The 23,659-nt window shown below is 37.5% G+C and carries 17 protein-coding genes and 3 pseudogenes; 8 read left to right on the top strand and 12 right to left on the bottom strand.

Annotated features, from left to right (window positions below):
- Window positions 1–41: 41 nt before the first annotated feature.
- From hisS to QOS06_RS03990, 3 genes and pseudogenes are all read right to left on the bottom strand, one after another.
- Entirely contained in the window at window positions 42–1,319 is a 1,278-nt protein-coding gene (gene hisS, locus QOS06_RS04000; protein WP_003670084.1) for a histidine--tRNA ligase, read from the bottom strand.
- A 326-nt stretch (window positions 1,320–1,645) separates the two neighbouring features.
- Window positions 1,646–2,842, bottom strand: a pseudogene (locus tag QOS06_RS03995) (MDR family MFS transporter).
- Between the two features lies 1 nt (window position 2,843).
- On the bottom strand, window positions 2,844–3,464 hold the full coding sequence (locus tag QOS06_RS03990) for an LVIS_2131 family protein (protein WP_283581268.1): 621 nt from the start codon (window positions 3,462–3,464) through the stop codon (window positions 2,844–2,846).
- Window positions 3,465–3,688: 224 nt separating this feature from the next.
- On the opposite strand from QOS06_RS03990, the gene QOS06_RS03985 reads away from it, so the two are divergent.
- On the top strand, window positions 3,689–3,874 hold the full coding sequence (locus tag QOS06_RS03985; RefSeq protein ID WP_003665077.1) for an LBP_cg2779 family protein: 186 nt from the start codon (window positions 3,689–3,691) through the stop codon (window positions 3,872–3,874).
- 131 nt (window positions 3,875–4,005) lie between these two features.
- Here the strand turns inward: QOS06_RS03985 and QOS06_RS03980 are convergent, their stop codons facing one another.
- Window positions 4,006–4,950: a LacI family DNA-binding transcriptional regulator gene (locus tag QOS06_RS03980; RefSeq protein WP_085649587.1), complete on the bottom strand. Its 945-nt coding sequence runs from the start codon at window positions 4,948–4,950 to the stop codon at window positions 4,006–4,008.
- A gap of 425 nt (window positions 4,951–5,375) precedes the next feature.
- Here QOS06_RS03980 and QOS06_RS03975 point away from each other — a divergent pair, with 425 nt between their 5' ends.
- Window positions 5,376–7,283 carry a LysM peptidoglycan-binding domain-containing protein gene (locus QOS06_RS03975; protein ID WP_283595535.1) on the top strand — a complete coding sequence of 636 codons (1,908 nt, stop codon included), beginning with the start codon at window positions 5,376–5,378 and terminating at the stop codon, window positions 7,281–7,283.
- A gap of 164 nt (window positions 7,284–7,447) precedes the next feature.
- Window positions 7,448–7,768, top strand: a complete 321-nt coding sequence (locus QOS06_RS03970; protein ID WP_078009787.1) for an ArsR/SmtB family transcription factor — start codon at window positions 7,448–7,450, stop codon at window positions 7,766–7,768.
- Window positions 7,769–7,869: 101 nt separating this feature from the next.
- Here the strand turns inward: QOS06_RS03970 and QOS06_RS03965 are convergent, their stop codons facing one another.
- The 6 genes from QOS06_RS03965 to QOS06_RS03940 all read right to left on the bottom strand — a co-directional run bounded on the left by QOS06_RS03965 (window position 7,870) and on the right by QOS06_RS03940 (window position 13,751).
- A complete protein-coding gene (locus QOS06_RS03965; RefSeq protein WP_003670091.1) occupies window positions 7,870–8,106 on the bottom strand; it encodes a hypothetical protein in 237 nt (78 codons plus the stop codon).
- A 109-nt stretch (window positions 8,107–8,215) separates the two neighbouring features.
- Window positions 8,216–10,198, bottom strand: a complete 1,983-nt coding sequence (locus QOS06_RS03960) for an ABC transporter ATP-binding protein/permease (RefSeq protein ID WP_283595533.1) — start codon at window positions 10,196–10,198, stop codon at window positions 8,216–8,218.
- Window positions 10,199–10,294: 96 nt separating this feature from the next.
- Window positions 10,295–10,984 carry an ABC transporter ATP-binding protein gene (locus QOS06_RS03955; protein ID WP_283595530.1) on the bottom strand — a complete coding sequence of 230 codons (690 nt, stop codon included), beginning with the start codon at window positions 10,982–10,984 and terminating at the stop codon, window positions 10,295–10,297.
- A gap of 18 nt (window positions 10,985–11,002) precedes the next feature.
- Window positions 11,003–12,061: an ABC transporter permease gene (locus tag QOS06_RS03950; protein WP_085649590.1), complete on the bottom strand. Its 1,059-nt coding sequence runs from the start codon at window positions 12,059–12,061 to the stop codon at window positions 11,003–11,005.
- A gap of 11 nt (window positions 12,062–12,072) precedes the next feature.
- Window positions 12,073–12,585, bottom strand: coding sequence for a TetR/AcrR family transcriptional regulator (locus QOS06_RS03945; protein ID WP_283595529.1), 513 nt, complete (start codon window positions 12,583–12,585; stop codon window positions 12,073–12,075).
- A gap of 155 nt (window positions 12,586–12,740) precedes the next feature.
- Window positions 12,741–13,751, bottom strand: a complete 1,011-nt coding sequence (locus tag QOS06_RS03940) for a zinc-dependent alcohol dehydrogenase family protein (RefSeq protein ID WP_283595528.1) — start codon at window positions 13,749–13,751, stop codon at window positions 12,741–12,743.
- A 522-nt stretch (window positions 13,752–14,273) separates the two neighbouring features.
- On the opposite strand from QOS06_RS03940, the gene QOS06_RS03935 reads away from it, so the two are divergent.
- From QOS06_RS03935 to QOS06_RS03920, 4 genes are all read left to right on the top strand, one after another.
- The gene (locus QOS06_RS03935; RefSeq protein WP_152726251.1) at window positions 14,274–15,914 is read left to right on the top strand and encodes an Nramp family divalent metal transporter; all 1,641 of its coding nucleotides are present in this window, start codon (window positions 14,274–14,276) and stop codon (window positions 15,912–15,914) included.
- Between the two features lie 265 nt (window positions 15,915–16,179).
- Entirely contained in the window at window positions 16,180–16,863 is a 684-nt protein-coding gene (locus tag QOS06_RS03930) for a hypothetical protein (protein ID WP_152726250.1), read from the top strand.
- 328 nt (window positions 16,864–17,191) lie between these two features.
- On the top strand, window positions 17,192–18,997 hold the full coding sequence (gene thrS / locus QOS06_RS03925; RefSeq protein WP_283595526.1) for a threonine--tRNA ligase: 1,806 nt from the start codon (window positions 17,192–17,194) through the stop codon (window positions 18,995–18,997).
- A gap of 262 nt (window positions 18,998–19,259) precedes the next feature.
- Entirely contained in the window at window positions 19,260–19,394 is a 135-nt protein-coding gene (locus tag QOS06_RS03920; RefSeq protein WP_263862755.1) for a hypothetical protein, read from the top strand.
- A 43-nt stretch (window positions 19,395–19,437) separates the two neighbouring features.
- Here QOS06_RS03920 and QOS06_RS03915 read toward each other — a convergent pair.
- Both QOS06_RS03915 and QOS06_RS03910 read right to left on the bottom strand, forming a co-directional pair.
- Window positions 19,438–20,681 (bottom strand): annotated as a pseudogene (locus QOS06_RS03915) (MFS transporter).
- 9 nt (window positions 20,682–20,690) lie between these two features.
- A pseudogene (locus QOS06_RS03910) lies at window positions 20,691–21,986 on the bottom strand (alkaline phosphatase family protein).
- 228 nt (window positions 21,987–22,214) lie between these two features.
- On the opposite strand from QOS06_RS03910, the gene QOS06_RS03905 reads away from it, so the two are divergent.
- Entirely contained in the window at window positions 22,215–23,609 is a 1,395-nt protein-coding gene (locus tag QOS06_RS03905; RefSeq protein ID WP_085678431.1) for an APC family permease, read from the top strand.
- The last annotated feature ends 50 nt before the right edge of the window (window positions 23,610–23,659 follow it).

Raw genomic sequence — 23,659 nt, 5'->3', positions numbered from 1 at the left:
GTCTTATTAAGAAAGTACTTTCCCGCTCACTTTCAATTTAGTTATTTTAAATATTCTGCTGGATTTGCTACAAAATCGCTAATTTTAATAGTTGTTGCATCCTTAGTAGCAGCATTCTTTAATTGGAAAGTTCCTTCTTCAACTTCACGAGCGCCAAACACTGCAAAGTACTTCGCATTACGACGGAAAGCTTCTTTGATCTGCTTACCAACTTTTACCCCACTGTAATCTTTGTCAGCCACAATCCCTTGCTGACGAATTTTACTGAGGACTTCAAATGCCATTTCATCCCCTTGCTGATCTGCACTAGCAAAGAAGACATCTAGTTGGTCTTGAGGAGCAAATGCAGGATTTTCTTCTTGGAGTAAGAGCATTAATCGTTCAACACCCATTCCGAAGCCAATTCCACCTTCTTCAGGGCCACCAAGTTGGCTAATCAACCCATTATAACGGCCTCCTGCACAAACAGTCGTGTACCCACCACCAAATACTGGTGAGTCTGACATAATTTCAAAAATAGTATGGTTATAGTAATCTAGACCCCGCACCATATTGGTATCAATTTCAAAATCAATTCCTAATTTATTTAATAAGGCCTGCACTTCGTCAAAGTAAGCTTGTGACTCTTCATCAAGATAATCAAGGATTGATGGAGCTTCTGCAACAATCTTCTTATCGCCTTCATCTTTACTATCAAGTACACGCAATGGATTCTTATATAAACGTTCCTGAGAGTCTTTACTCAATTCATCATAGTGAGGCTTCAAGTAATTAATTAATGCTTCACGGTAATCTTCACGAACTTTTTTATCCCCAAGAGTATTAATAACCAATTTAACATTTGGCACTCCAAACTTTTTAAAGAGCGCCATTGCCATTGAAATAACTTCCACATCAATCTGTGGTGACTCATTGTTTAATGCCTCAACCCCAATTTGGTGGAATTCACGTTGCCGCCCTGATTGTGGACGTTCATACCGAAACATTGGCCCCATGTAATAAACTTTATAAGGTTTAGGATATTCTGGACCATAGAGCTTATTTTCTACATAAGCCCGTACTACTCCAGCTGTTCCCTCAGGACGCAATGCAATATGACGATCACCTTTATCATGAAAATCGTACATTTCTTTTTCAACAATATCTGAAGTATCGCCCACATTCCGTGAAAAAACATGGTAATCTTCAAACATCGGTGTTCGAATTCCGCGATATCCAAACTGGTTAAAAACTTCGCGCGCATTTTGTTCTACTTTTTCCCAAATACTTGTAGTTCCTGGTAAGATATCTGCAGTTCCCTTTGGCTTTTGATAATCCATTAACTGTGTTTCCCCTTTCGTTACGTATAAAAACAAAAGCCCTCTAAGGCCTTAACAGCCTTAGAGGGCGATATTCATCACTGTTCCACCTCTATTTCACAGTAACCTCACAGTCACTGCCTCATGGAGTTGCGTTAACTCCTGATGATAACGGAATCACCGGAACAGACTACTAAAATTCATCCTTTCAGCTAGTAGAGGTGGATCATGTCTGCTCCCAGCTCTCAACTCAACTGGATCTCTGTCAATTACACAGGCACTTTGTTTCTACGTCAATGCTTTTATAATACATTAGTGATTTTACCATAGCTTACAGATTTTGGGTATCATTTATCTAAATTAAGCCGCCGTTGAACTCGGTATAAATACCATAAATAAAGACAGATAATAATCAGAGTACCGGTCATTAGACAAAAGACTGAAATAAATAAAAATTGATAACTTCCTTTTTCAATGATAAATCCACCGTACAATGGACCAATCGCACGTCCAACCGACATCATAATATTAAGCAATCCTTGGTAATGCCCAGCTTCGTCGACATTAGTCAGTTGAGCAATCCAAGCAGGTAGGCCAGCAAAACTAGTCATTTCACCAATTGTTAAGATTACAAAATCAATAACAAATGCTGTCAAAGTCCAAGCAAAAATTAACAGGAGGAAAGATAGGGCAAAAATAAAGATTCCCACAATAATTTGCGTTGATAAACGAACATAAGGACTTAACTTATTAACAAGTGGTTGTCCGATAATAATTAGCACCCCATTCAATGTCTATAACATACTATAGGCATAGAATGGAATCCCCATGTTTGTCATATGGACTGCCATTACACTTTCCCATAAGGAATAACTTAAATGAACCGCAATATAGTTTATGAGAATAAACCAAACCAAGACGATCCATCGCGAATGCAATTGGCGGGAAACATGATAGTGTTCTTGGATCTCTGAATTATTTTTAATTGCATCTACAGCCACATTAAATGTTAAAACAACTACTAGCATTAACAAGGCATAAAAGATTGTTGCTACAGCAAAAACTACCACTACACTAATCGGTAAAAGAACACCCACCAGCAACGTTCCAATCACAACTCCGATATTAAAGGCCATATAAATATAATTAAAGACATAACGGGAAGAATGATCACTGACCAACGTCCCATAAGAATTAACAATCGTGGCATTGATTCCATCCCCAAAGCTGTTAATTGTAATTAGGACAGCATACCATGGCCAATCATGAATAAAGATCAATAAGAATATTGCTAGTGTTGAGAGGCTAACTCCTAAAATAGCTGTTTGATATTGTTTCCAATGGTCAAATAACCACCCTCCCAAATAATTTCCCATCATCATGGCAATGGACATTATTAACATCACAAAGCCAGCAGTCGTCAGAGTTTGGCCAAGGTAATTATGAAGATACATAGTTGTAAGCGGCCATAAAAAAGCTGCCCCTGTGTTGTTTAACAGACTTGCAAGGGCAACCCATTTTAATTTTACTGTTTGCTGTTCCATTTTAACGTTCAGATACCATATCAGAGGAAGGTACACGTAAAAGCGTATAGGTTACAGCACTATGATTTGCTTTTAACCCTAAACCATTAATAGCAGTATTTTTATACTTTACATCCATTACCGCTGCAAAAGCATGGCCTGTTTTAGCATCCTCTTTTTCCAATTGCTTTTTATCCCATGGCAAAGCACTCGCATCTAAGGTAACTATCCGCGATCCATCAGCAACCGATCCATACCGTGAATTTGTTGTATATTTATCATTTCCAGCCCAGTACGTATACGACACAATTGGGTGCTTGCCGCTTTTACTACGCGTCGCTAAAACATAATAGAAATCATCTGACTTATTTCCCATTTGAAGTGGACGATAAGTGATTGAAGTCTGTGTTTGTTGATGATTATTAATGTCAACTGGACGGAAAAATGTGAGATATGACATCCCTCCGAGCCAACATAACGAGACAACTAATAAGATCACATAACGAATCACTAAATTTAATTTAAATACTTTTTTTGTCTTCACAATCAGCATTAATTGTTTAACACGGATATAGTGGATTACATAACAAAAAAAGGCAATTGCACATATCCACGATAGCCATCCTAGCCAATTCCAACTCATAATTTTCAATACTCCATTCTCTAAATTATTTACTATGATTATCACACAAATTGATTCACTTGTCGTTAAATCTTAATAACAAACAAATAAATTTAATAAAATAACTACAAGGATAAGTTCAAACTGTGCTAAACTAATTTTTGGTAACAAACTGTGTCTTGATTTAGAATAAGAGATAAGGTTAGTATTATTTAATAATATACCTACTAAGGAGGAATGTTTTCATGGACAATTTGAGTGAGCTTGCTCAAGAATTGATTAACTTTGAGCGCGAAAATGACTTAAATGATAATGAAGTTGCTTTCGGCAGTCATTTATCTGTTGAACGAATTCACGAAATTAAATCATCTAATACTCCAGTAACTTCAGAAGAAGTCGAATTGCTTCAACGGTTCATGCAAAGTAAGTAACATTACCATTCATACCATTGTAGCAAAATCAAAGCTAAATATTTTCTAAAGCAGAACTAATAATATTTCTCTGCTCTAATCTAAAAAGGACCTAGAAGAAAACATTACTTTCTTCTAGGTCCTTTTTCTGCTTATTTTGGTTGATAAAATTCAACCGGAACAAGTTTAGTTTCTATCTTTTCATGAGGTGTTTCTATTCGCTTCATTAAGGTTTCAATTAATTCTTGTGCCAACAATGGAATTGGTTGGATTACTGTTGGAAGATAAGGCGCTACTTTTCGAATTAATCGCGAGCCATCATAACCTGTAATAAAAAAGTCTTTATTTATTTGCTTTCCTGCTTGGTAGTAAAGATTGCTAATCGTTAATGCTTGAACATCATTAGAAGCCAGCACCCCATCATAATTACCAGGAAACGTAGCCTCAAGATCCAAATGTTGAATAGCTAAAGGTTCAAAATCTCGTTTCTGTTTATTCAAAAAATCAAGTGCCCCTTGAATCCGATTAATGGTAGGTGAAACAGATGTATCTTCATCCACAATTACCGCCAAGTGTTTTACATCATGTTCTACCAAATACTTCGCTGCTAATTCACCCCCGTGGTAACTATCAGCTGCAACAATTGGGATATTATCGGCAAGATATCTGTCAAAAGAAACAATGGGAGCAGTAAGTTGGTGATATTCCTCTATCCCCAGATTATGAGAACCCGAAATAATCCCATCTACTTGATTTGCCATCAACATATTTAAGTATTCATGCTCTATTTCCGGATTTTGTGCCGATGATGCAATAATTGTTTTATAACCCTTTTTAAATAGCTCATGTTCAAGCTCATTTGCTAATTCTGCAAAAAATGGATTAATTAAATTAGGAAAAATTAAGCCAACAAACTTAGATGGTTTACCCTGCATCGCCCGTGCCAAGGCATTTGGTTGGTAATTCAACTCTCGCATCGCCTCATGGACCTTATCAATCGTCTTTTGACTTAAAGAACCATAATTATTTATTACTCTTGAAACAGTAGTTACTGAGACCCCCGCTAATTGAGCAACATCTTTTAACTTAGCAACCATTCTAAAACTCCTTGATTAATTTCGTTTAAGTTATTCCATTATTATAGCTCACCACATTTGAACAATCGACGGTTACTTTAAATATAATTTTAATCGCTATTTTCACAAAAATGTGTTCTATTACATATGTTTAATTTATCATTTATCTAAAAATATTTTTCATTTGATAAAACATGTTTTGTGAAGATGATAATTATTGATTTTATGATATTTTCTCCCCAGTTTTAAAGAATTTCACTTGTTTTTTACCTTCAAATTAAATTGACGCTAAAGAGAATTAATGCTAGTTTATAGGTAGTTGAATCTTTAGAACTTCTTAAACTTTTTGACCTTTTTGATATTATTTTAATTTATGAAATGATTAATAAGCCACTTTTAGGAGTAATGTTTAGGAATTTCAAATATAACTTAAGGAGTCCCTGCCAATGAATCGTCAATCTAATAATGATCCATCAACCCATTTTAAAATGTACAAAAGCGGAAAAAAATGGGTCTTCGCTGGATTAACTGCTGTTACCTTATTAACTGCTAGCGGCGCTGTTGCTCATGCTGATGATGCTTCAGTTTCTTCTGCAGAGCCTGCCGCCGCTACTACTGCCAATACACAAAATAATACAAATAGTACCGCTGATTCTTCTGCTGCCACTCAAAGTACATCAAACAGCGCCTCAACAGGAAATAGTGCTACTTCTAATGCCAGTCAAACTGTTGCCAGCCAAACCGCAGCAGATTCAGCTTTAGCACAATCTGCTGAAGCTAAACAAGCTGCCCCAAAGGCTGCTAGTGCCGTTGCTACATCACAAGAGAACTCAACAACAGATTTAAGCGCCCTCCATTTCAGTAATAACGCTTCACAACAAGCATTCATCCAAAGTGTTGCTCCTGGTGCAATCCAAGGATGGAATGAATACAAAGTTCTCCCTTCAATTACAGTTGCCCAGGCTATCGTTGAAAGTGGTTGGGGCCGTTCAGCCTTATCAACCCAGGCCCATAACTTATTTGGAATTAAGGGTTCCTATAATGGAAATTCAGTTGTAATGCGTACACGGGAAGTTTATGGTGGCCGGAGTGTTTACGTTAACGCCAATTTCCGGGCCTATGCTAACAACTCCGAATCAGTTACTGACCATGGTCGCTTTCTCAATGTAAATAGTCGTTACCGTAACTTACTTGGTGACACTAACTATGCATCTGTTGCAAATAAGCTTCGGCAAGACGGCTATGCTACCGATCCAAGCTATGCTAGTACCTTAATTCGTTTTGTTCAGACATATAACTTAAATCAGTTAGATGCCGTTGCCCTTTCTGGGAAAGTTGTTACGAATAAGCAAACTGAAAGTGCTCAAACTCCCGAAACTAATGTAACTGTTTCAAACACTGGATACTACACGGTTAAGGGCGGAGACACCTTATCACGCATTGCCGGACAGTTTAATACAACTGTAAATAAACTCGCCACCTTAAATGATATCCACAATGTTAACCGTATTTATGTTGGTCAACGGCTCTTGGTTCGTCAACCTGCTGAACAACAACAGCAACAAACAACCCCTAAGCGAACTGAAAACAATACTACCACTAATAGTAATACATACACCGTTAAAAGTGGCGATACCCTTTCAGGAATTGCTGGCAAATTTAACACTACTTATACTCAATTAGCTCAGCTCAATCATATTAGTAACCCTAATGTGATTCATGTAGGGCAAGTATTAACGCTTCATCAAACTACAGCTCAAAATACTACTAACCATCAAGAAAGCCAGCAAAATAAACAAGTTACTACTAGTGCTAATGGCACCTACACCGTTAAAAGTGGCGATACCCTTTCAGGAATTGCTGGCAAATTTAACACTACTTATACTCAATTAGCTCAGCTCAATCATATTAGTAACCCTAATGTGATTCATGTAGGGCAAGTATTAACGCTTCATCAAACTACAGCTCAAAATACTACTAACCATCAAGAAAGCCAGCAAAATAAACAAGTTACTACTAGTGCTAATGGCACCTACACCGTTAAGAGTGGCGATACCCTTTCACAAATTGCTGCTCGTTTTAATACCACAACATCTGCATTAGCTTCAACTAACCATATTAGTAACCCTAATTTAATTGAAGTTGGTCAACAATTACGGATTAACAATAGTGCTAGTGCTCAAAAAACCACTTCACGCCACTCCAATACTAACAATGGAAATTACGTAGTCCAAAGTGGTGATTCATTATCAAAGATTGCCGCTTATCATGGCTTAAACTGGCGATCAATTGCAGCTAAAAATAACATTCAAAGTCCATACACAATCTTTGTTGGACAACGTTTATCACTTTAGTCAAGTAACTATTAAATTATTATATGATATAAAGCCAGAAGTATAAGAAAATCTATGCTTCTTGCTTTTTTGTTTTAAAAAAATTCTTTTCTGTTCTAGAATAAAGGTAGGCAGTTTATTATTAATATTCACTAAATTACTATTAGGGAGTTTATAGAAAGTATGTGATATTTATTGTGGTAGACCGTTGGACAACAGATATTCCAAATGTTAATAAAATCAGTCAATTATTTAAATTACTAGGGAATCCTAAAAGATTACAATTATTATATTTGCTGATTCAACATTCAATGAGCGTTTCAGAAATTAGTATGAAGTTGAACTGGGAACAATCGGGGGTTTCTCACCAGCTGCAACTATTGAGAAAATATAATTTAGTTCAACAACGGCGAGAGGGGAAAACCGTTATCTATCATTTAGAGGATCCGCAGGTAATGACCTTGATCGCTGATGTATTAAGTCATGCAGAAAAAATCATCCAATAATTTAGTGAATATTCTTTGGGATCCCCCCATTGAAATAAAAGAAAGGCGTTTAGAACTCATCCTAAGTCAAACTTAGACGATGACTTCTAAACGTCTTTTCGTTAGTTAATAAACTTAATTTCTAATCGTTCATCTTCCAAAACTCCTTTTACAATCAATGACTTACCATCATAAAACTGATGCTTATCTAACCAAAATCCAAGATGGGCGTGACTATAAAACTTAAAACTATACCGCATTGCATTATTCAGTTTACTAACCTGCAACACACCTTGTGAGCCATCGGAACAAGTAATATTTTGTGATTGATTATTATTATGAACATAAATTGTTGTCATTCTTCTCACCTCCGTTTTTATTATATCTCAATTTTGGACTACCAAAAATATTTTTAAGTAAAACAAAAAAAGCAACAACTTCAGCTATAGGAAAGTTGTTGCTTTTAAACTAATCTGCAGCTAATGCATCGATTGGATTAAGGTTTGCCGCCCGACGTGCAGGAAGCAATGCGGCAATAAACGAAATTACAATCGCAATTACGATTGCAAAGATTACATTTCCAACAGTAATTTGTACAATATTATATTTAATCAAGCCATATAAAGCGTGGTTAATAATAACCGTTACAACTGCAACAATTAGCAGTGCGAGAATTGCGGAAAACAGTCCAATAAAGACGGATTCAGACGTAAATAATCGGCGAATATCTTTTTTTCGCTCACCTAAGGCTCTCAAAATACCGATTTCCTTTGTCCGTTCCGAAACTGACATGTACATTGTCACAATAATCATTAATGCAGACACAAGTAATGAAATTCCAGCAATTGAAGCAAGAACCGTGGAAGCAAGACTAACATAAGTATTAATGGTTTTAAGGATTGACCCGACTGTAATCGCTTCTAATATCCGTTTGTTATTACTACCACGAAGATTATCGATCTTATTCGCCACTCCTTGAACACTGTCAAGATTTGTTACATTAACGGTTGCAAAGTTAGCAGCAGTAGAGGCATTCGCTTTTTGAAGCAGCGCACGCATAGTGGAATAAGTAATTGAAGTTCCAGCACTCGCGCCTTCTGTAATCCCTGCCACCTTGAAGTTTCCAGAAACGGGAACTGGATTATTATTGGCATCTATCCATGTAAAGGAGAGACGGATAGTTTTACCAACCATTTGCTTATAATTTTTAGCACTTGATAATTGGATTGCTTGTTGCTTTGTAAGAACGATTTCACCATTCTTGGGTTTATGCCCCTGTTTAATTGAATCACTAGTAATTGCCTTACTCCAGGTACTTAGTGAAGTCCCACTTTGCTTTTTTCCATTATAATCAAGCTGAAAGGCGCTCACCATAATTCCCGGCTGGACAGACGACACATTATCAAGCTTTCGTAACCGGTCAATATTATGGTCACTAATCGTCATTGATTGAGGATTAGCCGCCATCGTTTGTCCTAACGATGATTGAATTTGTTCCTGGGTCATCTTTTTACCAGTTGTGTTTTTAAATACGGTAATTGCCTGCGGATTAGCAAGAGAATTAATCTGATTTTGAATGTAACCATTTATCCCATTACCTAAACCACTAAACAAGAGTACGGCAAAGATACCGATTGCAGTTCCAAGCATAATTAACGAATTACGCCAAAAGTTATAGGTCAAATGTTTAAAAGCCGTTCGGTAGCTCGCCATCGCCGGTAAAACTCGTGGAGTAATCTCTGTTGGGTCTTCTGGAATCGGATAAGCAGGACGCAATCTTTCATCGCCGTCAATTTTTCCATCAGCTAAATGAACAATTCGTGTCCCATTATCCGCTACTTCCTGGGAGTGAGTAACAGCGATCACTAGTTTCCCATCACGAGCAATTTCGTCTAATAATGCTAATACTTCTTTGGTATTCTGTGCATCTAAGGCTCCTGTAGGTTCATCAGCAATAATAATTTGCGGGTCACTTGCTAATGCTCGGGCAATTGCTACCCGTTGCTTTTGACCTCCTGACAAATGGTTCGGATGCTTTTTTACTTGTTCACTTAAACCAACCTTATCTAAGAGTTCCAACGCGCGCTTTCGCCGGTCTTCCTTAGTCAACGTTGTCATATCCAACGCAACCAAAACATTATCCAGCACCGTCAAGTGAGAAATTAAGTTATAGGACTGATAGATATAACCCACCGTCGCGCGCCGATAGCTATCTAGTTGCTTTTCTTTTTTATGATCGAGGATTTTACCATTTACGAGGACTTCACCTTCAAAGTTACGATCAAGGCCCCCAATGATATTCATTAAAGTGGACTTTCCACCACCTGATTCACCAAGGATGGATACAAATTCTCCCCGATCAAACTGTAAGTCAATTCCCTTAAGAACTGGGAATTCCTCTTTGTCAAGATAATATGATTTATATATGTTTTTTAATTCTAAAAAAGCCATTGCATCCTCCCCTTTACTATTTATTTAGTCTGTTTATTATAGCAAGGTTCGTTATGAAAAAGGTTTTTCGCTCATAATTCTTTAACATTATTTATATTATTGGTCTGGAGAATTTTTACTTAATGTAAGTTTCCCATCAGCTAACTCGTAAACATTATCTGCATATTCACGCAAACGTAAATCATGGGTTACAGCAATCACTGCTTTTCCATCCTTTTTAGCCAGATCTTGAAATAATTGCCCCACTGTCTTTACTAAATTACTATCTAAGGCCGCTGTTGGTTCATCTGCAAGAATTATCTCGGGATTGGTATAAAGGGCACGTGCAATCGCTACCCGCTGGTTTTGACCTCCTGACAATTCAGAAGGATATTGCTTGAGCAGCTTCTTTATTGCAAGCTTTTCCAATAATTCATCAAAAGCTTCTGATGAGACGTTCCCATTCTTCTTTATGCGATCAACAAGCTTAAATTGATCCGCCACATTTAGATAGGGTAATAGGTTATACGACTGAAGAATAAAACCAATCTTCTGTAAGCGTAGTTCATCACGTTTTTTAGAAGATAATTTCTCAATATCAATTCCATCAATTAATACTTTTCCTGAAGTAGGTGTTTGCAAACCGCCCGCAATCGTTAGAAAGGTACTCTTTCCTGATCCAGAAGGTCCTAAAATTAAATTTAGTTCTCCCGCTTTAGCAGAAAAACTAACATCCTTAAGAACATGGACACGGCTAATTCCTTCGCCATAATATTTGTTAACGTCTACTAACTTCAATTTTGACATAACATTTGCCTCCTCACCTTAATTTAAGGCCTGTACTGGATCAATCTTAATAATCATTCGGACTGGTAATAACGAACCAATCATTCCAAGAACTATTAATCCCACTGCCATTAAACTAATTAGTGGCCAATTCATAATAACTGGTACCGACATTGGAATCGCTACACTTGTAATAAGGGTTAAAAGAATCCCGCCAATTACTCCACAAACCATTAGAAAGATTGATTGAGTAACTGTCGCAATAATTAGATGACGAGCAGGAATTCCTTGAGCGCGCATAACTGCATAATGACTTATTTTTTGCATGGTAAGAATATATAAGAAGACCGCAATTACAATTAACGAAATTACCATTAAGAAGCCAATCATAAAAGTAAACGTATTATTTTGCGCTGAATATCCCGGTAGCTTATTAATATATTCGTTAACAGTGTAGTGTTGGAGATCAGGGTAGGTATTTTTACTAAGCTTATTGTCAGAAAAGAGTCCGCTAGCAACGGCTGAACTATTTAATCCTCTCAGTTCCCGCCAAACTGGCAAACTACCATATATAACGGGGGCAACGCTAAATTTAGCATCATTAACAAAGCCAACAATTTTATATTTCTCATTTTGAGAATTGATTGTTACTCGATCCCCTAAATGATACCCCTTTTTGCTTAAACTCTTGTCAACAACAATTTCGTTATTTCCCTTAGCTTGACGGCCACTTGTAATCTTAATCTTTTCCCGGGAAATAAATTGGTCAGGATCTAAACCGATAAATTGAGCACTTTCTTTACTTGCTCCTTTTTCTTTAAGAACTACTGGTGCCTGACCAACAAGAGCAACATTCTTTTGATCTTTACCAGATAGTTGGTCACGAGTAATAATTGATTGTCCAAGATTATCATTACTATTTTTATTTAGAAAAACAGTTTCCGTACCCCACTCTTTAATGGCGGCATCATTTTCATTTTGGAGTCCCAACATCATCCCCATTAGGAAAAACATTAGGTAACTAATTAAAACAATCATGGCAACAATTAATCCATAATGCAGCTTTTCATGTTTCATTTCTTTTAGTGCTAAAAACATATTATAACCTCCTACTGCAACAATGCAGTCAGTGCCTTGGAGAGCCGTTCAATTGCTTCATTTTGTTTATCAGGTTGAAGAAGGCAATCCTTAATCGTTTCATGACTCAAAACCATTACACTCCATTCTTGAGCACTATGAATCTTAATTTGCGGCTGCGTATTATCACGTAACAATCCTTCATTTGTTTGAAAGTGCAAACGCATAAAATCACGGTACTTACTTCCGTTGATCTCATCAACAAAAGCTTTAATCTGATTAACATAATCACTCGCAGCTAAAATATGGTTTGCACGGGTAATTGGTGTATGAATTTCTAAAAGTGCCACTTGATAAAGATACTGATATGCCTCCGTTAAATCTGTAAAATATTTATAAAATGCTCCTCTGGCGATTCCTGCTTGTTTTACAATCCGTGCAACTTGTGCACTTGCTAAGCTATGTTGACTAAATTCTGTTAGTAATGCATTAGTAATAAGTTCTTTTTTCTGTAGATTTAAATTTTCAAATGTTGTACTTGGCATCTTAATTCCTCCGCCGCATCGTGACACCGTGTCACTATGAATTCATTTTATATTATCACCAAAGTGACACCATGTCAATTACTAGATAAAAAAAGCGAGGCGAAAAATTTTTTGCCTCGTTTTTAATATATTTAAATTTTTATCTTAATCTAGAATTAAGCTTCTTCGCCGCCAACCTTAACAACAGCTTTTGAAACCTTACCTAATTTACCACTAACAAAGTCTTCAACACCATCAAGGTCTAATTCGTGTGAGAAGAGTGGTAGTGGGTCAACAACACCAGAAGAAAGAAGTGCAATTGAGTCTTCAAAAGTGTAAGGGTTAATGAAGGCCCCTTGAATTGTAAGTTGTTTTTGGAATACATCGTAAGTGTTTACTGAGAACTTGTCATCAGGGTTACCAACACCAAACATTAATACTTGAGCACCACGAGCTGCAGCTGCAAGTGCTTGTTCTTGAGTAGCTGGCAAACCAACCGCTTCAACAACGATGTCATATGCATCAGCAGGAATTTCTTCCTTAGTAGTGTTGATAGTCTTAACGCCGAAGTGCTTCCGGTTGTTTTCCAACTTTTCATCTGAACGACCAGCTAAAGTAACTTCGTGAATACCACGAGCCTTCAAGATTTGTGCAAATAATTGACCTTCAAAACCATCACCTAATACTAAAGCCTTTTGGTATGGGTGAGTTTCAAGTAAGTCAACACCGTGCATTGCACATGAAATTGGTTCAACAACGGCAGCTGCCTTTAATGAAACATCATCAGGAATTGGGTAAACAACTTTTGCAGGAGCAGCAAAGTATTCTTCAAAACCACCGTTACGGGTAACACCAACAGCATCAAGGTGTTCACATAATTCTGGGCGTTGAGTCCGACAATACTTACATTGACCACAGTAGATGTTAGGGTCAACGGTTACACGATCTCCTGGCTTAACGTTAGTAACTTCTGAACCAACTTTTGTAACTACCCCTGAGTTTTCATGACCTAAAACGATAGGAGGAACAGCTGATGCAGATCCCGGAAGACCGGCATAGAGCGCTTTATCAGTACCACAAATACCAGCGTAGGCAGTATGAATTAAGACTTCATCAGGCTTAATTTCAGGTTCTTTAATATCTTCAATTTCGAGTTGTTTTTTACCTGTTAAAACAAGTGCCTTCATAATTAAAATACCTCTCTTGTGAATTTTATCATTTGTCAAGTGATAGTATAGTGTGAAAACGCCTTAATTGTCAAACGTCCAACAATTATCTCACATTCTTTTCGCCATCATAAAACGTTAAACTCAGCAAATCCGAACCTAAATAAATCCCGGTATAGAAGCATTTTCTAAAAAAGTGCAATTTTTAAATATTTTTTTCTTCACTAAGTTTATGCTATTTTTTTGTTATCACATAAATGGTTTTACTTTCATTTTTTAAATTACATAATTTCACAAGGCTTTTTATCCTATTTAGCGTTTTACATCAAGAAATAAAATGTTTCTACATATAAAGTAATAAATTCTAAATTTATATAGAAAATTTCTCCAACTTTCAGAAAGCGCTTAACTACCATTAGGCACGCCAAAACTTATCTCCAACCGCTCCTCAAGATCGCCCAAATGGCCGTTATAACGGCTATTTTCCATTGCAGGATATATTTTTTTATGTTACCCTAACAAAGTATTCGAACTTAGTTAATTATGATTTCCAATCTAATTAACAAAACTCAAACGAAAGGTGGATTTGGCGTGGACGACACAAAGAATCAACACCGGAAGCATAAACTTATTGAATATGCTAACGGTAAATCACTAGAGGAAATCAACGGAACAGTTGAAGTTCCTCGTGGAAAAGGCTTCTGGCGAACATTATTCGCTTACTCTGGTCCCGGTGCATTAGTTGCTGTGGGTTACATGGATCCAGGTAACTGGTCAACTTCAATTACTGGTGGACAGAGTTTCCAATATACCTTAATGACTACTATCTTGATTTCAAGTTTGATTGCGATGTTGCTTCAATACATGGCGGCTAAACTCGGAATCGTGAGCCAAATGGACCTTGCTCAGGCAACACGGGCACGTACCGGTAAAGCATTAGGTATTATCTTATGGATTATGACTGAGTTGGCGATTATGGCTACTGATATCGCTGAAGTTATCGGGGCTGCTATTGCTTTAAACTTACTGTTCCACATTCCGTTGATCCCATCTGTATTTATTACTGTTCTTGATGTTTTAGTACTGCTATTATTAACCAAGATCGGATTCCGGAAGATTGAAGCAATTGTTGCATGTTTGATCTTGGTAATCTTGTTTGTTTTTGCTTACCAAGTTGCCTTATCTAACCCTAACTGGGGTGGCGTATTTATGGGTCTCCTTCCATCAGCTAAGGCAATTGCCCAACATCCAGAAATTAGTGGTATTACTCCATTAACTGGATCATTAGGTATTATCGGTGCGACTGTTATGCCTCACAACCTATATCTCCACTCAGCAATTTCTCAAACTCGGAAGATTGACCACAATGATCTTGATAGCATTCGTCAAACTGTTCGTTTTACTACTTGGGATTCAAATATCCAATTATCCTTAGCATTTATTGTTAACGCCCTTCTTTTAATCATGGGGGTTGCTGTTTTCAAGACTGGTGCTGTTCAAGATAGTTCTTTCTTCGGTTTATATGATGCCCTGAATAACACTTCTATGCTTAGTAATCCAATCTTAATTGCGGTTGCTAAATCTGGTGTATTGTCAACTTTATTTGCAGTTGCTTTACTTGCCTCTGGTCAAAATTCAACTATTACTGGAACACTGACTGGTCAAGTTATCATGGAAGGTTTCGTTCACATGCGGATGCCTTTATGGGCACGGCGGTTAGTTACACGAATTCTTTCAGTCGTCCCAGTTATCGCATGTGTTGCTATGACGAGCGGTGAAAATACTATCCAACAACACACCGCCTTGAACCTTTTAATGGAAAACTCACAGGTATTCTTAGCTTTTGCCCTTCCATTCTCAATGTTACCATTATTAATGATGACTAACAGTGAAGTTGAAATGGGTGAATTTAAGAATAGTGGCTGGGTTAAGGTTTGCGGTTGGATTTCTGTAATCGCCCTTACTTTCTTAAATCTTTACAACCTTCCTGCAACTTATGAAGGTTTTGGTATTTGGGCAAAAGGGACATCTGACGTTCTCGCTTATATCACAATTATTGTCATCCTTGCTCTTCTTATCTGGACTTGCGTTGAACTCTACAAAGGGGACAAGCGGTTTGCTGCTGAAGGTAAAGGATTCGGCCAACGTGAAGCTCAAATGAAAGATTCAGCTGTAGAAGATTAAAATAAAAAACTGGAAATTTGCTTCCAGTTTTTTATTTTTGTAACGATTCTTTCACAAAATGTTCATACTTGAACGGTATAGTATAAACAATCCCTAATATAAATAAACCCCTATTTTTCTTCTATACTATCCCCCTCAAAATAGCTAGGAAGAAATACGAAAAGTGGTCGGCCCATAATGAGTCGACCATTTTTTAATACATCTAGGCTCACCATGGTATAATAAGGAACTAGATATATTACTCATTAAGTATGAGGTGAAATCATTGAATAATAAAGATAATAATCAAAATAACAATAAGCGGCGACCTACGCGGGTTGAGCTTTATGACACTCCTAAGCCAGGAGAAGAAAAGAAAAAACGTTCTTTCTTTAATCGTAAACCTAAACAGACTACCCCTAACCATAAACATAAGACAGCATCCCCTAATAAGAAAAAGAATCCATATGGAATTTCACGTCGGATGTTCAAGGTCATTTTAGGCTGTCTATTAGTTGTCTTAATTGCAACCATTGTTATTTTCTTAGTTAAACAACAGGACCCTGTCAATGTTGATAGCAATGACACTACTGTCTCCACAAGCACTTCATCCCGCAAGAAGCATAAAAAGAGCAGCAGTAGCAGTCATAAGCATCGTTCAAGTTCCAATGACAGTGATGACAATGATACTCAAGATACTTATAGTATTTCAACTCCTAGTCGTTCGAATAACACGCCTCAATCAAGTCATCCAACTAACCAACAACCAGCTACTAACTCTTCCTCAACTCCGCAACAAAACCAACCATCGCAGGAAGAACACCATGATCAAGGCAATAGCCAACAACAATCTACTTCACAACCAGCAAGCAACAATTCTGGGTCACAGTCCAATCAAAGTTCGCAAAGTACTAGCTCCCAGTCAAACCCGCAACCAGTTCAACCTCATTCTCAAAATAATCAACATTAATTTGGAATAAAGGGGTTGTCAATTAAAGTGGGCGTGCTATAATCAAGACAATCGATTGAAGGATATGCACCTTCAAAGTCCTCTACAGAGAGTAAGTGCCTTGAGTGGAAGCACTTGTGAGTGACAATGATGGTTGTACCACCTTCCCTTATTATTAGCCGAGATAAGGCTAGTCGGATCGTGTCCGTTACCGCACCTTAGAGAGGACATTACTAGTGTGTCCTAAAGATGGGTGGAACCACGCTAATTTTTGTTAATTGACGTCCCTGATACTTTCAACATTGAAAGTATCAGGGACGTTTTTATTTATATTAAAGGAGAGATTTCTATGGCTCAGGTTGCTGTTATGTCCCCAGATGGATCAGTTAAGAAGATCGATCGGGATTCACAAGAAGGTTTAGAAGCATTACGTAAGCTTTCTGCATTAATGTTAAAGGCTGCATTAAAACAAGAATTTAAGGGTATTCGGCTTGGTGAAGCTGTCGCTGACGAAGATGGTTTCCACGTTGATTCTGATAAAGATAATCAACAAGTTTCTGCTGACGAATTACCAGCTCTTGAAGACGTAATCAAGGGAATGGCAAAGAACGATGTTAAGGTAGAATTTGTTGAAGTACCTGTAGAGGAAGCACTTGCCGAAGTAAAAGATGATCGTTTCTCAACTGAATTGATCAATGAAAATGCTAAAGACGGCAAAGTAGCAATGTACCAACTTGGTGATGTCAAAGCTGTTGCAGATGATGACATTCTTTTATATGGTAACGTTGTTAAAAACTTACGCCTTCTTTCTGTTGCTGGTGCTTACTGGAAAGGTATGTCTTCAAATCCAATGCTTCAACGGATTTACGGAACTGTCTTCTACAAGAAGGACGCATTAGAAGAAGACTTAAAGAAACGTCAAGAAGCTAAGGAACGTGACCACCGTGTTATCGGTAACCAACTTGACCTCTTCTTTGTTGATCCTAAAGTTGGTGCCGGTTTACCATACTGGTTACCAAAAGGTGCTACTATTCGCCGGACCATCGAACGTTACATTATTGACCGGGAAGTTGCCGATGGTTACCAACACGTTTATACTCCAGTCCTAATGAATCTTGATGCCTACAAGACTTCTGGTCACTGGGAACACTACCGCGATGATATGTTCCCACCAATGGACATGGGTGATGGCGAAATGCTTGAATTACGGCCAATGAACTGCCCAAGCCATATTCAAGTTTACAAGCACCATATTCGTTCATACCGTGATCTCCCATTACGAATTGCGGAGCTTGGTATGATGCACCGTTATGAAAAATCAGGTGCCCTTTCTGGTCTTCAACGTGTTCGTGAAATGACTTTGAACGATGGCCACACTTTCGTTACCCTTGACCAAATTCGTTCTGAATTCGCAAAGATTTTGAAGTTGATCATGAGCGTTTACGAAGACTTTGATATTACTGACTACAGCTTCCGTCTTTCTCTTCGTGACCCTAAGAACGTTAAGAAGTACTATGCTAATGACGAAATGTGGGAAAAATCCCAATCAATGTTGAAATCAGCAATGGACGATCTTAACCTTGATTATTATGAAGCTGAAGGTGAAGCTGCCTTCTATGGTCCAAAACTTGATATTCAAACTAAGACTGCTCTTGGGAATGACGAAACAATGTCAACTATTCAACTTGACTTTATGCTTCCAGAACGATTCGGACTTTCCTACGTTGGTCAAGACGGTAAAGAACATCAACCAGTTATGATTCACCGTGGTGTTGTTGGAACAATGGAACGGTTCATGGCTTACTTAACAGAAATTTACAAGGGTGCATTCCCAACTTGGTTAGCCCCAGAACAAGTCCACATTATCCCTGTTAACGAAGAAGCACATGGTGAATACGCAGATAACCTCGCTAAGAAGATGAAGGCTGCTAACATTCGGGTTAATGTTGACCACCGAAATGAAAAGATGGGCTACAAGATTCGTGAAGCTCAAACACAAAAGGTTCCATACACTCTTGTTGTTGGAGACGATGAAAAGAATAACAATGGTGTATCTGTTCGTAAGTACGGTGAAAAGGAACAAAATGAAATGAGTCAAGAAGAATTTATGAATGAAATTCTTGAAGATATTGCTTCTTACTCCCGTGAAAAGTAATTAAGACTAAAAATGGCTCTATCACAACTTTGTGAAAGCCATTTTTTTGTTTTAAATTTTATGAAAGTGAAATTTTTAGCATAACTTTAATCACCAAAAATAAACCGTTTTCGAAGTATTCGTGAAGTTTTTGACAACCTAAAATTAGTAATTGACACTATTACTCAAAGGCTTTATAGTAATAAACGCTCGCTTCTGAGCCACTAAATATATTAATTAATTATTCTAAAAACAAAAACTATTTATTTTGGAGGTATAAGATATGTCTACTATGAACGATTTATTTAAAGCAATGGGTAAAGCTACTGAAGAACATCATGCTAGCGGTCTTTTATTTGAAGCTAAAACTGATGCACCTGCTGGTATTGGTCAAGGTATCCTTAACGTTCGCAAGTAATTTTAAAAGGTCATGATTAGGGATTTCCCGATCATGACCTTTTTTATTTATCCTTAATAGCCAAAGCAAATATAAACATAACTAACCCCAGAGCAAACAGAACACTTAATGAAGCTGCACCGACCGTCGATTTACCAGTCCATTGAGTAACGATTCCAACAATAAAGGGGCCAAGAATGGCGGAAAACTTCCCAAGGATATTATAGAAACCAAAAAATTCGCTACTGGCATTTTTAGGAACAAGGCGGCCGAAGTATGATCTACTAAGTGCTTGAAGTCCGCCTTGGCTTGTCCCAACTAAAATAGCTAAAATCCAAAAATCAGTTAAAGTTTCTAACCATAAAGCATAAAGACAAATAAAGAAATAAACGATAATGCCCAGCATAATAATTCGTTTCGTAGAAAATCTATTAGCAAGCCAACCATATAAAATTGAAAATGGAACAGCAATTAACTGAACTACTAACAGAACGACCATCAGCATCGTTGTTTGAATTCCTAAGTCTTTACCAATAACCGTTGCCATTGTAAAGATTGTATCGACACCGTCAATATAGAAGAAGTAAGCAACTAAAAACCATGTCAACTGCTTATATTGATTAATATGATGCATAGTTCTTCTCAGACGACGCAAACTATCGACAAAAGGATTTGCGACACTGCTGACGCTATAACGTTGATGACCATTTTTTAATAACGGCCACGCAAAAATAATCCACCAAACTGCAGCCAGAATAAAACTAAATCGGGCTACTCCATAACTGCTTAAGAGACCGCCAAAGCCCTTACTTAGTTCTGCTACTAAAAAGATAATAAAGACGACTACTCCTCCTAAATATCCCATTCCATAGCCAGTCGATGAAACACGATCCATTTGCCTATTATCGGTCACATCTGTTAAAAAACTGTCATAAAATAGATTTCCTCCTGAGTAACCAATAATTGACCCAATATAAACGATTAAAAGTAGTTGCCAGTATTTAGTTGGAACAAGGGCAAGCCCAATTGTCAGTATAATTCCCAACCAGGTAAAAAGACTTAGCCAGCGCTTCTTTGCATACGGGTAATCAGCCAATGCCCCTAATAAAGCGCTAATAATGAAATAACAAGCGTACCAAAACTATTAGCATACCCCCACAGTGCTGTCGAGTTTGCTGCACTAACACCGGCATGATCAGTTACTACTTTGAAATAGACTGGTAAAACAGCGGTCACAACTAAAATTCCATAACCAGAATTTGCCCAATCATAAAAAATCCGTTGCCATTGTTGTCTCGTAAACTTCACAACGTCACCTCAGTCTTTAAAGATTGCATCAATTGCTTGTCCGGCAGTTGAAGTCGGATAATGTAATCCTAATAATTTAGCAAATGTCGGTCCTTCGTCAACCAAGCGAGCATGTTCAATAGTCGCACCACTTTTGATTTGGAGACCAGCAAAAATAGCGGTAGTGAAGTAATTTGCTTGTGTTGGCCCGTAACCATGAACGCCATGATAGCGATCGTGAGTTCCAATTGATTCTGGATCAACTTTTTCGACAATCGCTGGTCTGTTTACCTCATCGGTGAAATATTATCCTGGTTTGGCTTCGACGAGGAATGTGCACTTAGGATCTGCCCCCCCGTTTGATCGCCGCTGCGTTATCATAGATTCGCTCAACTCCTTCAACACCAGCAATCATTTGCTTAATTTTTCCTCGATCCACGGCACCACGAGTGCAAATATAAGTTTCTCCATCGCAAGTTTTAGCAGTGACTTGCCAGTTATTTCGATAAGTGCTTTTCTTTCCAAGAGGGTGAAGAAGTCCTTGTTGCGCAAATAACATATTTAAATGAATCATCTTATCAACATTAATTTGATAGTGATCTCCTAAAATCACAAAGTCTGTTTGCGCGTAAGTACCGGTATCTTTTGTCGCTTGAATTATCTTATCTACACGTTTATCTAGACGGTGTAATGCTTCTTTGGCTTGTGGTGATCGAACCCCATAACGGTGACGCATACTATCCATATCAACTAAGTGAATCAATGTTAAGTCCGGCTTTTTATTTTTTATTGTATCAACCGCACAGGCTGTTACAAAATCGTCAAGCCACGGCTGCTTAATCCCGTGACGTAATTTACCGTATTTTTTATTCATTTCATATAGAAATAACGGACTACTTGCCTTTAACGAAACCTGTACTTGATTTGTCCAAATTTGATTAGGAAAGATTTCTGCAAGGTTATAATCAATCTTACTGCCAGCAGTCACAGGCCACAAAAATGCAGCAGTTGTTAAGCCCTTTTCTTTTGCAACATCATAGAGGGGGGCATCGATTGAATCTCTTTTCGATACCAGAACCAGTCAGGCGATTGCCGGCGCGGCTGCAATTTAGTATTGTTAATAATTCCATGTACGGCCGGATACTGACCAGTAATAATCGAAGTATGGGATGGATAAGTTAACGTTGGAAAGATTCCCTCAACTTTTTTCACCCATGTTCCTTTTTCTATTAAATCTGCTAATGTTGGTGTTAATTGACGTAATTCGTTTAGGTCACGAAAACCTAATGAATCTAGCGAAATAACAATTAGCTTATGCTGTTTCATCAGTTCATCTGCTTTTTTTCAAACTCATTAGCTATTTTAAAATAAATCATTGTTAATAACTAGTTTTGAAAGAAATTATCAAAAATCATTCTCATCGTAAGCATTAAAATTTGTATGATAAAAAAGTTAACCCACATTAGTAAGCCAGCGATTTTCAATAAGTTTTAAAGTGAAATTTGATTCACAGTAGTTTTTAATGTAAAATTAAGTTTCAGTTTTCAGTATTTTATGAAAGGAATCATAATCATGCAAAATCAGTTACCCAAGGGAAAAGAGCACGAGAAAACTCTCGGCCTCTTCGACCTTTCTATTCTAGGTATTGGCGCAATCATCGGAACTGGAATTTTAGTTTTAACTGGAATTGTCGCCGCGGAAGATTCAGGTCCAGCAATTGTTTTCTCTTTTCTGATTGCTGCTCTTGCTAGTGGTTTAATTGGTCTCTGTTATTCAGAATTAACCACTAGTTTACCCAATTCAGGAAGTGCCTTTTATTACGCGTGGGTTTCAATTGGTAAATTTATGGCGTTCCTTGCTGGATGGACGCTGATTGGGGTCTACGTTACTACAACCGCTACGGTAGCTAATGGTTGGACTGGGTACGTACAATCGTTCCTAGAAGTCCTCGGAGTTAATTTACCACATAAATTACTGGTTACGCCTACAGCTGGTGGTTATGTAAACCTCCCTGCTGTCTTGATGATCCTTTTTATGACGATTATTTTGACACGTGGAACTAGTGAAAGTAAACTTATTAACAACTTCTTGGTTGGTGTCAAAATCTTTATTATTGTTCTATTTATCGTTGTTAGTGCTCAACATATCAATCTCGCTAACTGGCACCCATTTTTACCATATGGATACAAGGGGATTTTCACAGGAGCATCTGCTGTCTTCTTCTCCTTCTTAGGATTTGATGCATTAGCTACTTCTGCTGAAGATGCTAAAGATGTTGATAAAAATATTCCCCGGGCAATAATTTTATGTTTAGTTATTTCAACTGCTCTTTATATTTTAGTTAGTCTTGTTATGACGGGAGTTCTAAGTTATAAAGATTTGAATGTCTCGGAAGCTATGTCGTATGTTCTTTTAGCTAAGGGTCATAAATACGTGGCTGAAATTGTTTCACTTGGCGCTGTTTTAGGAATTATGGCTGTCGTCTTTGCATTCATCTATGCTGGCTCAAATATCATGAAGTCAATGAGCCGAAGTGCCTTTCTTCCTCAAGGCCTCGCTAAAGTCAACGGCAAAACTCAAAGTCCTAATCGTGCTATTTGGCTAGTCGGACTTCTTTCAGCTGTCCTAGCTGGAGAATTCGATCTCCATTATCTTGCATTAATTGCCAATATTGGATCATTAGTTGTCTTTGCTTTAATTTCGCTCATTGTAATTATCTTACGGTACCGTTATCCAGAATTAAAGCGACCATTTAAGGTACCTTTTGGCAACGTTATTCCTGTGCTATCAGTATTGATCTGTATTGTTTTATTAGTAAGCATCTCACTTAATGCTTGGTTAACATACTTATTGTGGCTAGTAGTCGGATTAGGAGTTTACTTCTGCTATTCCCTTCGTCATGCCAACGAATTTAATTTCCAAGATGAAAGTGATATCCCAGGTAATTAAAATTTAGTTCTAAATTATGATAGACCTCTACATTGATCCAGAATGTTAGA

Origin of the sequence: Limosilactobacillus sp. DJ3M12 (assembly GCF_947381695.1) — a bacterium.
GTDB classification, from domain to species: Bacteria; Bacillota; Bacilli; order Lactobacillales; family Lactobacillaceae; genus Limosilactobacillus; species Limosilactobacillus kinnaridis.
Note: the sequence above shows the minus strand (reverse complement) of the source record. Positions and strands in the feature narration are given on the sequence as shown.